Source organism: Nonomuraea sp. KM90 (genome assembly GCF_052246675.1).
Lineage (GTDB): Bacteria > Actinomycetota > Actinomycetes > Streptosporangiales > Streptosporangiaceae > Nonomuraea.
Map to the genome: position 1 here is coordinate 24208 of NZ_JBQQCB010000116.1, position 9408 is coordinate 33615.

Genomic DNA, 9408 nt, shown 5'->3' on the forward strand with positions numbered 1-9408 from the left:
ACGGCGGGTTTGACGCTTCGTTGATTCGCTGTCCTTGGCGGGATCTGTGGTTTTAGGGTGGAGCTCCTGCTATACGCGCCGCGAGAGGAGCAGCACGTGGGGAACTCGGTGTTATGCCCGGTGTGTCAGGGGGTCCTGCCCGCTTCCGGTAAGGAGTCGTACACGCCGCTGCGGGGGCGGTTGATCGTGACGAACGGGTACTGCGCGGGTGGGTGCGCCGGGATGGCGGATCAGGGCCGGCGGCAGGCCGACCGGCAGGCGCAGGAGCAGACGCAGCAGATGGCGCGTCCGCAGTCCTCCCCCGCTGCTCCTCCGGTTGCGGCGCCGGTTCCGGTGGCTCCGGCGGTGGGTGCGGGGCATGCGCCGTTGCGGGTGGTGCGCTGATCTTTGGTGGTGCCCGGGTTTGTCCGGGCGCCCGGGTTTTCCGGGTGCCGGTGTTCTTCGGGGTGCCTGGGTCCGGCCGGTGGGCGGGCCGGTTTTCGGGGTGTGCCGGCGGTGGGTTATTGGTGGCCGTCGGTGGTGTGCCAGTAGTCGCGGGTCTGGGTGGCGAGGCCGTCGGGGTCGAAGCGGGCGAAGACGCAGCCGGCGAGGGTGATGGGGCGGCCGTTGTCGTGGGTGTGGACCCGGAATTCGATGGCGGCCTGGTCTCCGTCGACGATGGGGGTGGCGAAGGTGACGTGGGGGTTGCTTTCGCCGGTGAAGGACCAGGTGATGTAGTCGGCGATGGCTTGCTTGCCGTGGTGCGGGGGGCGGAAGGGCATGCTGGTGTGGACGGCGTCGTCGTGGTAGAGGGCGGTGATGGCGGCGGTGTCGTGGTGGGTCCAGCCGTGTTGCCAGGTGTCGGCGAAGCGTTGGGCGGCGGTTCGGGGGTTCATGGTGACCATTGTGGTGGTGTGGTGGGTGCCTCTCCCCCGGTTCGGTGGGTTCAGTGGTGGGGTGTGTAGGGGTGGGTGGCGGTGACGGCGGTGATGGGCAGGGGGCCGTACAGGTGGGGGTAGCCGTTCTCGGTGCGGATGTCGAGGCCGGTGGGGTCGATGTCGAGGATGACGAGGGGTTGGGTGAGGTGGCTGTAGAAGGCTTGGTGGACGCCGTGGAGTTGGGTGAGGTCGCGGCTGCAGTGGATGAAGCCTTCTTGGTCGAGGGTGCGGCCGAGGGTGGAGATGCGGTACTCCCCTGTTTTCTGGGCGGCTTGCCAGTCGGTGTGCAGGGCGAGGTGGTGGATGGTCATGGGGTCCATTCGGTTTCGAGGATGGCGTAGATGGTTTCGCTGGTCCATTCGCCTTTGACGATTTCGTTGTCGATGAGGGTGGCTTCGCGGCGCATGTGGAGTTTTTCCAGGACGCGGGCGGAGGCGGTGTTGCGGGTGTCGATGCGGCCGGTGATGCGGTGGAGGCCGAGTTCGGTGAAGCCGAGGTGGAGCATGGCGCGGGCGGCTTCGGTGGCGTAGCCGTGGCCGTGGTGGTCGGGGTGGAGGATGTAGCCGATTTCGCCTTGGCGGTGTTGTTCGCTGGTCCAGATGAGCAGGGCGTTGCCGATCACTTGGTCGGTGGTGGGCAGGGTGATGGCCAGGTCGATGGCGTCGCCTTCGTGGTGGATGGCGGTGCGGGTGATTCTTTTGTCGAGGTGGGTGCGGGTGGTGTCGCGGTCGCGGGCGTCCCAGTAGAGGTAGCGGGTGACGTGGGGCAGGGATTCGTAGGCGTTGACGGCGTCGAGGTCGTCGGGGGTGAAGGGGCGCAGGTGGAGTCGGGGGGTGGTGAGGGGGTAGTCGGGTTTGATCATTGGGGCAGTGTAGGGAGGGGTGGTGGGGGTGGCAACGCGTTTTCGAGGGCGAGGGTGAGGAGGGTGCGGGCTTCGTCGAGGGGGCGTTGTTCGACGAGCTGTTCGAGCCAGAGGGCGGAGATGGTGGTGTGGAGGAGGCGTACGCGGGGGTTGGTTTCGGGGAGGTCGAGGGCGGTGGCGATGAGGTGGACGCAGCCGTCGGTCCAGCGGCGGGCGATGTGCTGGAGTGCGGGGTCGCGGCCGGCGTGGACGTAGAGCTCCCACAGGCCGAGTTGGCGGGTGCGGTCGGTGGTGGCGATCTGGTCGGTGATGGCGGTGAGGCCGTGGTGGGTGATCCGGGTGCGGGTGGTGGCGAGTTCGGTTTCGACGAGCTGGGTGAAGGCTTCGGCGAGGAGCTGGTCGCGTGAGGTGAAGTAGTAGGTGGTGGCGGCGAGGGGGAGGTTGGCGCGCTGGGCGACGGCTCGGTGGGTGACGGCGGCGAATCCGCCTTCGGTGAGGAGGGTGGCGCGGCGGCGTTTGCCGCGTGCTTGGGCGGGGGTGGTGGTGGCTGTGGTTGTGGGGGTGGCTGGGTTGGGGTGTCGGGCGGTTGGGGTGGTGGGGTTGGGCGCGGGGTTGTCGGCGGGATGGGGGGTCAATGGGCACCTGCGAGGTTGAGGACGACGACGCCGCCGATGATGAGGAGGATGCCGCTGATCTTGAGGGGGGTGAGGGTTTCGCCCATGAAGGCGGCGCCGATGAGGGCGATGGCGGCGGTGCCGGCTCCGGACCAGACGGCGTAGGCGGTGCCCATGTCGAGGTGGAGTTTGAGGACGCGGGCCAGGAGGGCGAAGGAGGTGATGTAGCCGGCGGCGACGACGATGGTCCAGCCGAGGTGGGTGAAGCCGTTGCTGAGTTTGAGTGCGGAGGTGGCGAGGACTTCTGAGGCGATGGCGAGGGCGAGCAGGAGCCAGGCCATGGTGGGGTTCCCCTGACGTGAAGTGGTACGGGTGTGCCAATTTTATTGGGGTGCCTGTCCCCCGCTCCCCCGGGCCTGGTGTGGTGTTCGGTCGGCTGGATCGGGTGTGGGGGTCTTGTGTTGGTGGAATCGCTTGAAAAGGGAGTCGAATACGTGTTCCACTGGTGGGCGTGGGTTGGGACGCGCTTTCGCTGGTCGACGACGCCGCCGATGAGCGTCCGCTGATCGAGCGGCGGGCGGTGCTGCGCGGGGATTTCTACGAGATGCAGGCCCGTACGGTGATCGAGCGGGTGCCGCAGGCCGCGGGCATCGCCCAGCGGTGGGCTGTGTCCCCCTACCGTGGCTGCGCCCATGCCTGCCGCGGCTGTGGTGCCCGTGCCGGGCATCGGCGGCTGGGGCTGGATGCGGGGCGTGATTTCGACACGCGGATCGTGGTGCGGCCGAATGTGGTGGAGCGGTTGCGGGTGGAGCTGGCGCGCTGGGAGGGCGAGGAGCTGGCGGTGGGGGTGAGCGGTGACTGTTACCAGGCGGCTGAGGAGACGTATCGGCTGATGCCTGGGGTGGTCGGGGCGTTGGCGGGGTCGGGGGTGCCGTTCACGGTGTACACCAAGAGTGCGCTGGTGTTGCGGGATGCGGGGTTGCTGGCGCGGGCGGGTGCGCGGGTGGCGGTGTCGATCGCGTTCGTGGACGAGCGGATCCGGCGGGTGGTGGAGCCGGGGGCGCCGACGGCGCAGGCGCGGCTGGAGTTGGTGTCGGCGCTGGTGGAGGCGGGGGTGGATTGCCGGGTGCTGATGGCGCCGGTGTTGCCGTTGTTGAGTGACGCGGCTGATCAGCTGGGGGCGACGGTGCGGCGGATCGCGGCGGCGGGGGCTCGGGTGGTGGAGCCGGTGGTGTTGCGGCTGCCGGTGGGGACGCGGGCGTGGTATCTGGAGTGGTTGGGGCAGGCGCATCCGCGGTTGGTGGAGCGGTATGAGGAGTTGTACGACCGTGCGGGGTTGCCGGCGGCGGGGTATGAGGGGCGGATCACGGGGCAGATCGCGGCGTTGTGCCGGGTGTACGGGATGGAGTGCGGGGCGCCGGTGGCGGTGCGGGGTGAGCCGGAGGCGGCGCAGCTGGCGCTGGTGTGACGGTGGTGGGGGTCAGGGGCGGCGGTGCAGGAGCATGCCGGGCCACTCCCCCACGGTGAAGGGTGTGGCGCGGGTGAAGCCGCAGCTTTCGTAGTAGGCGACCAGGCGGCCGTCGTCGCCGGCGTAGCAGTCGACGCGCAGGAGGGTGGCGCCGCGGGTGCGGGCTTCGTCGGCGGCCCAGTCGAGCAGGGCGCGGCCGACGCCGTGGCCGGCGTGGCGGCGGTCGGTGACCAGGGCCTGGACGTAGAGCTCGGGTTCGGTGGCGGGGGTGACGTAGTCGTGGGCGGGGCCGACGGAGATGCAGCCGGCGGGGTGGCCGTCGAGTTCGGCGATGCGCATGCCGCCGCCGTGGAGCCAGGTGGTGACCTGCTGGGTGCGGCGGGGGTCGCCGGTGAAGGGGCGGGTGCCCCATTGGCCGGTGCGGCCTTGGGTGGTGAGCCAGGCGACGGCGCTGTCGAACATGGCCAGGACGAGGGGGATGTCGCCGTTTTGTCCTGGGCGGATGTGCGGGGTCATCGGTTGTCGTTCTTCACGGCGCTGCCCTTTTTCCACTGGGTGAACGACATCTGCCAGTAGCCCCAGCCGTTGTTCCATTCGAGTTCGCGGTTGGTGCCCTTGATGTCGACGACGTCGCCGCGCTGGAAGTTGTCGTAGAACCATTTGGCCTGGTCGGGGCGGGAGTTGATGCAGCCGTGGCTGACGTTGCGGACGCCTTGGGCCCAGACGTTGTCCTTGGCGTGGACGTATTCGCCGGAGTTGGAGATGCGGACGGCGTGGTCGATCATGACGTCGTAGTAGCCGGGGTCGCCTTTTTTGCGGCCTGGGGAGATCATGCGGACGGGGTTGCCGCGTTCCATGGTGAGGTGGACGCCGGAGGTGGTGGTGTATTCGCGGGTGGTGGCCATGCCGGCGCTGATGCGCATGGTTTGGACGCGTTTGCCGTCTTTGTAGACGTACATCATGTGCTTGGCGACGTCGACCTTGCTGATCTGCTTGGCGCCGATCTTGAGGTTGGCGGTGTAGTCCTTGACGCCGTAGAGGCCTTTGCCGCCTTTGATGCCGGTGATGTTGGCGTTGAAGGTGACTTTCTGGTGGGCGGGCCAGTATTTGGCGGTGCGGTAGATGACGACGGTGTCGTTGATCCAGCGCCAGGCGCCTTCGACGGGCTTTTCCGCCTCGACCTCCAGGGCCCGTTCGATGGTGGCCTTGCTGGTGACCGGCTGGTTGAAGGTGACGATGATGGGGGCGCCGACGCCGAGGGTCTCGCCCTTGGCGTTGGGGGTGACGTCGGCGATCTGCAAGGCGCGCTGGGGTTTGGCGGTGGTGAAGGTGCTGGTGGCGGTGGTGGCGCCGGCGGTGGCGGAGACGTCGTAGCTGGTGGAGGGCTTCAGCGGCGTCTTGGAGATCCAGCGGGTCTTGTCGGTGTTGTATTTGCCGTCGAGTTGTTCGCCGTCGGCTTGGACGGTGACGTTGTCGAGGGCGGCGCCGGCGGCTTCGACGACGACCTTTTTCTCGGGGCTGACCTTGGTGGTGCCTTCGCCGGGGGTGATCTTGACGGTGGGGGCCTGGGGGGTGGCCACGGTGGTGCCTTCGGGGGTGCCGGTGCGGGGGGCCGCGGTGCCGCCGTTCGAGCATGAGGCCGTCAGGGCAGCCGCCGTGAGCAGCGCGAGTGCGGTGGCGGGTGTCCTCCAGGCGGGCGCAACGTTCAAGATCGTCCTCTCCCCACGGGCACCAAAAGGCACCCCAAAAACCTTAATGCTCCCACATGTATGACGCGGAATCGTTTGGGAGAGTTCGATCACATTTCTATTACTTATGGGAGCGTGGGGGCAGGTCAGTTGCGGGTCAGGCGGTGGGTCAGGCCGGTGTGGCGGCGGCCCGCTCCCCTGGTGCGTACGGCCTGGGCCAGCGCCCGGCGCGAGCCGACGATCACGACGAGTTTCTTGGCCCGGGTGATGGCGGTGTAGAGCAGGTTGCGCTGCAGCATCATCCAGGCGCTGGTGGCCAGGGGGATGACGACGGCGGGGTATTCGCTGCCCTGGGAACGGTGGATGGAGACGGCGTAGGCGTGGGCGAGCTCGTCGAGTTCGTCGAAGGCGTATTCGACGGATTCGTCCTCGTCGGTCAGGACGGTGAGCTTGTGCTCGTCGGGCCGGATGTCGGTGACGATGCCGACGGTGCCGTTGAAGACGCCGGCGGCGCCCTTGTCGTAGTTGTTGCGCAGCTGGGTGACCTTGTCGCCGACGCGGAAGACGCGGCCGCCGTAGCGGCGTTCGGGCATGCCCTCGCGGGCGGGGGTGAGGGCTTCCTGCAGGGCGGTGTTGAGGGCGCCGGCGCCGGCGGCGCCGCGGTGCATGGGGGCCAGGACCTGGACGTCGCGGCGGGGGTCGAGGCGGAAGCGGCGCGGGATGCGGCGGGCGACGACGTCGACGGTGAGGGCGGCGATCTCCTCGGGTTCCTCGCAGGGGAACAGGAAGAAGTCCTTCATGCCCTCAAGGACGGGGTGGCGGCCGGTGTTGACGCGGTGGGCGTTGACGACGACGCCGGACTCCTGGGCCTGGCGGAAGATCTGGGTCAGCCGTACGCGGGGGATGTCGTCGGCGGCCAGGAGGTCTTTGAGGACCTCGCCGGCGCCGACGGAGGGCAGCTGGTCGACGTCGCCGACGAACAGCAGGTGGGCGCCGGGGGCGACGGCTTTGACGAGCTTGTTGGCCAGCAGCAGGTCGAGCATGGAGGCCTCGTCGACGACGACGAGGTCGGCGTCGAGGGGGTTGTCGCGGTCGAAGGTGGCCTCGCCGCCGGGGCGCAGCTGCAGCAGGCGGTGCACGGTGGTGGCCTCGTGGCCGGTCAGCTCGGCCAGGCGCTTGGCGGCGCGGCCGGTGGGGGCGGCCAGGATGACCTTGGCGCGTTTGGCGCGGGCCAGCAGCACGATGGAGCGTACGGTGAAGCTCTTGCCGCAGCCGGGGCCGCCGGTCAGGACGGCGACCTTCTCGGTGAGGGCCAGGCGGACGGCCTGGCGCTGCTCGGTGGCCAGTTCGGCGCCGGTCTGGGCGTGCAGCCAGGTCTCGGCGCGTTCCCAGTCGACGTCGGCGAAGGTCTTCAGGCGGTCGTGGCCGCCGTTGAGCAGGGACAGCAGGCCGGAGGCCAGGGAGATCTCGGCGCGGTGGAAGGGCGGCAGGTAGACGGCGGGTACGTGGTTGTCGCCGGCGGGGACGCTCTCGCGGACGACGCCTTCGTCGGCGACGAGCTGTTCCAGGCACGCGGTGGCGAGCTCGGCGGGCACGTCGAGGATCTTGACGGCGTCGGCGACGAGGTTGGGGGCGGGCAGGTAGCAGTGGCCGTCGTCGGCGGCCTGGGACAGGGTGTAGCGCAGGCCGGCCTTGACGCGTTCGGGGCTGTCGTGGGGGATGCCGACGGCCTGGGCGATGGTGTCGGCGGTCTTGAAGCCGATCCCCCACACGTCGTCGGCGAGCTTGTAGGGCTGGGTCCTGACGACGGAGATGGAGGTGTCGCCGTACTGCTTGAAGATGCGTACGGCGATGGAGGTGGACACGCCGACGCCCTGCAGGAAGATCATCACCTCTTTGATGATCTTCTGTTCGTCCCAGGCGGCGGCGATCATCTTGGTGCGTTTGGGGCCGAGGCCGGGCACTTCGGTGAGGCGTTCGGGGTGCTGCTCGATGATGTCGAGGGTGTCGGTGCCGAAGTGGTCGACGATGCGCTCGGCCATCTTGGGGCCGATGCCCTTGATGAGGCCGGAGCCGAGGTAGCGGCGGATGCCCTGGACGGTGGCCGGCAGCACGGTGGTGTAGGACCACACCTCGAACTGGCGGCCGTAGCGGGGGTGGGAGGTCCAGCGGCCGAGCAGCCGCAGCGACTCGCCGACCTGGGCGCCGAGCAGGGGGCCGACGACGGTGAGCAGGTCGGCGCCGGTGCGTTCGGTGGCGACGCGGGCGATGGTGTAGCCGGTCTCCTCGTTGGCGTAGGTGATGCGTTCGAGTACGGCTGAAAGCTCGGAGGGTGCGATCTTGGCCGCGCCTTCGCTCACCGTTGCATCCCTTTCGCCTGATCGTCTCCTGGTCAGGGTAAAGGAAGGGCGGCGTGCGGGGGTTGTGCGGCGGGAGGGCCGCCGGCTCCTGCGGGCGCCCGGGGAGCGCGGACCCACTCCCCTCCCCCGCCGTCGCGGTCTTCGTGTGGCCCTGTAGTGACTGGGGGCGGCCATGGTGATCGGTCCCGGCGACCAGTGGCCCTGGCAGCGACTCGGACTTCCCATGCCGATTCCGGAAGAGACCCGGGAGCCGAAGGCTACATGTACGAGGTAAAAGCCCGGCATCCCGGCCAGCCGGATGAACGGGCGATCCCGTGACGTAGCTCGCACAGGCTGACCAACGTCCAGCCTGTTATCCGTCCTAGCTCCTGTCGGGGAACCGACCCGACGCAGCCAACCGCGGCTCCTGCGGCAGCCGGGGAGCGCGTCCGGTCGGGCGTCGTACGTCGCCAGGGCATCCGGGGTGCCGCCTGCCCCGCCGCCGGGCGAGCGGAATGTACGGTGGTTGCCGTGCATGACGAGGTCTACCGTTACAACGAGGAACGCTGGCAGGCCCTTGTGGCGGCGGACGCCTTGTTCACCCGTCCCATGCTCGACCTCGACAAGGACAAGGCGCGGGCTTATCTGGGGCTGGAGCAGCTGGGCATCTCCGGCGACGTGGCGGGCCGGAAGGTGCTCTGCCTGGCGGGTGGAGGCGGGCAGCAGTCGGTGGCCTTCGCGCTGCTGGGGGCCGAGGTGACGGTTCTCGACATCTCCTCCGGGCAACTGGAGCGCGACCGCTCGGCGGCCGGGCACCACGGCGTGCGCGTCCGTACGGTCCAGGGGGACATGCGGGATCTGTCGGCGCTCGACGGCTCCTCGTACGACCTGGTCTGGCACCCGTACTCGCTGACGTTCGTCCCGGACTGCCGGGTGGTCTTCCGCGAGGTCGCCAGGGTCGTGCGCGAAGGGGGCCACTACTACCTGATGTGCGCCAACCCGTTCTTCTCCGGGCTCACCCACGACTCCTGGAACGGGGACGGCTACACGCTGGCGCAGCCCTACACGGACGAGGCCGCGACCAGCTATCCCGACCAGGAGTGGGTCTACGACCGCACCACGGGCGGCCAGCGCATCGTCGAGCCCCGGGAGTACCGGCAGACGCTGAGCCGCATCGTCAACGGGCTCGTCGGGGAGGGCTTCCTGCTGACGTTCCTCCGCGAAGTCCAGGGCGGCCGTGGCGACGCGGCGCCGGGGAGCTGGGAGCACTTCATGATGGTGGCCCCGCCCTGGCTGGAATTCGTCTGCCAGTACCGTCCCGCCAAGGGCGGGCGTACCTCTAGTGCGGTGACCACATAGGTTCACCGGGCCGCGGACACACCCGACGGCTTGCGCAGGCTTCGCCGGATTCTGCTTCAGTGTCGTATCGACATGCACGATGACGGCAGGAGGATCCGTATGGCCGAACCTGTGCGAGCACGGCGGTTGTCCGATCAGGAGGGACAGACGCTGCAACGACT

10 protein-coding genes are annotated in these 9408 nt (G+C 69.0%); 2 read left to right on the plus strand and 8 right to left on the minus strand.

Annotated features, from left to right (window positions below):
- Positions 1-500: 500 nt before the first annotated feature.
- Genes ACTWPW_RS51570 through ACTWPW_RS51590 form a run of 5 tightly spaced genes read right to left on the minus strand, consistent with a single transcriptional unit; the run spans position 501 to position 2734 of the window.
- Positions 501-875, minus strand: coding sequence for a nuclear transport factor 2 family protein (locus tag ACTWPW_RS51570; RefSeq protein WP_375112303.1), 375 nt, complete (start codon positions 873-875; stop codon positions 501-503).
- Between the two features lie 50 nt (positions 876-925).
- Entirely contained in the window at positions 926-1228 is a 303-nt protein-coding gene (locus ACTWPW_RS51575) for a DUF952 domain-containing protein (RefSeq protein WP_443173235.1), read from the minus strand.
- Positions 1225-1779: a GNAT family N-acetyltransferase gene (locus ACTWPW_RS51580; RefSeq protein ID WP_375112304.1), complete on the minus strand. Its 555-nt coding sequence runs from the start codon at positions 1777-1779 to the stop codon at positions 1225-1227. Before ACTWPW_RS51580 ends, ACTWPW_RS51575 begins: the two co-directional genes overlap by 4 nt.
- Entirely contained in the window at positions 1776-2414 is a 639-nt protein-coding gene (locus tag ACTWPW_RS51585) for a TetR/AcrR family transcriptional regulator (RefSeq protein ID WP_443173236.1), read from the minus strand. Before ACTWPW_RS51585 ends, ACTWPW_RS51580 begins: the two co-directional genes overlap by 4 nt.
- The gene (locus ACTWPW_RS51590) at positions 2411-2734 is read right to left on the minus strand and encodes a DMT family transporter (protein ID WP_364132606.1); all 324 of its coding nucleotides are present in this window, start codon (positions 2732-2734) and stop codon (positions 2411-2413) included. The genes ACTWPW_RS51585 and ACTWPW_RS51590 overlap by 4 nt, the downstream gene beginning before the upstream one ends.
- 170 nt (positions 2735-2904) lie before the next feature.
- On the opposite strand from ACTWPW_RS51590, the gene ACTWPW_RS51595 reads away from it, so the two are divergent.
- Positions 2905-3861: a radical SAM protein gene (locus ACTWPW_RS51595; protein WP_443173237.1), complete on the plus strand. Its 957-nt coding sequence runs from the start codon at positions 2905-2907 to the stop codon at positions 3859-3861.
- A 12-nt stretch (positions 3862-3873) separates the two neighbouring features.
- Here the strand turns inward: ACTWPW_RS51595 and ACTWPW_RS51600 are convergent, their stop codons facing one another.
- The 3 genes from ACTWPW_RS51600 to recD2 are packed head-to-tail and all read right to left on the minus strand — an operon-like array spanning position 3874 to position 7909.
- The gene (locus ACTWPW_RS51600; RefSeq protein WP_375112307.1) at positions 3874-4377 is read right to left on the minus strand and encodes a GNAT family N-acetyltransferase; all 504 of its coding nucleotides are present in this window, start codon (positions 4375-4377) and stop codon (positions 3874-3876) included.
- Entirely contained in the window at positions 4374-5663 is a 1290-nt protein-coding gene (locus ACTWPW_RS51605) for an Ig-like domain-containing protein (RefSeq protein WP_443173238.1), read from the minus strand. Before ACTWPW_RS51605 ends, ACTWPW_RS51600 begins: the two co-directional genes overlap by 4 nt.
- A gap of 32 nt (positions 5664-5695) precedes the next feature.
- Positions 5696-7909 (minus strand): SF1B family DNA helicase RecD2, encoded by a 2214-nt coding sequence (gene recD2, locus ACTWPW_RS51610; RefSeq protein WP_375112309.1) that lies wholly within the window; start codon positions 7907-7909, stop codon positions 5696-5698.
- A gap of 510 nt (positions 7910-8419) precedes the next feature.
- Between recD2 and ACTWPW_RS51615 the strand changes: the two genes are divergently transcribed.
- Entirely contained in the window at positions 8420-9247 is an 828-nt protein-coding gene (locus ACTWPW_RS51615) for a class I SAM-dependent methyltransferase (RefSeq protein ID WP_443173239.1), read from the plus strand.
- Positions 9248-9408 lie beyond the last annotated feature (161 nt).

Excerpts from the sequence above, each read along its gene's own strand:
- ACTWPW_RS51570 (WP_375112303.1), bottom strand. The coding sequence starts at position 875 with ATGAACCCCCGAACCGCCGCCCAACGCTTCGCCGACACCTGGCAACAC.
- ACTWPW_RS51575 (WP_443173235.1), bottom strand. The coding sequence starts at position 1,228 with ATGACCATCCACCACCTCGCCCTGCACACCGACTGGCAAGCCGCCCAG.
- ACTWPW_RS51580 (WP_375112304.1), bottom strand. The coding sequence starts at position 1,779 with ATGATCAAACCCGACTACCCCCTCACCACCCCCCGACTCCACCTGCGC.
- ACTWPW_RS51590 (WP_364132606.1), bottom strand. The coding sequence starts at position 2,734 with ATGGCCTGGCTCCTGCTCGCCCTCGCCATCGCCTCAGAAGTCCTCGCC.
- ACTWPW_RS51600 (WP_375112307.1), bottom strand. The coding sequence starts at position 4,377 with ATGACCCCGCACATCCGCCCAGGACAAAACGGCGACATCCCCCTCGTC.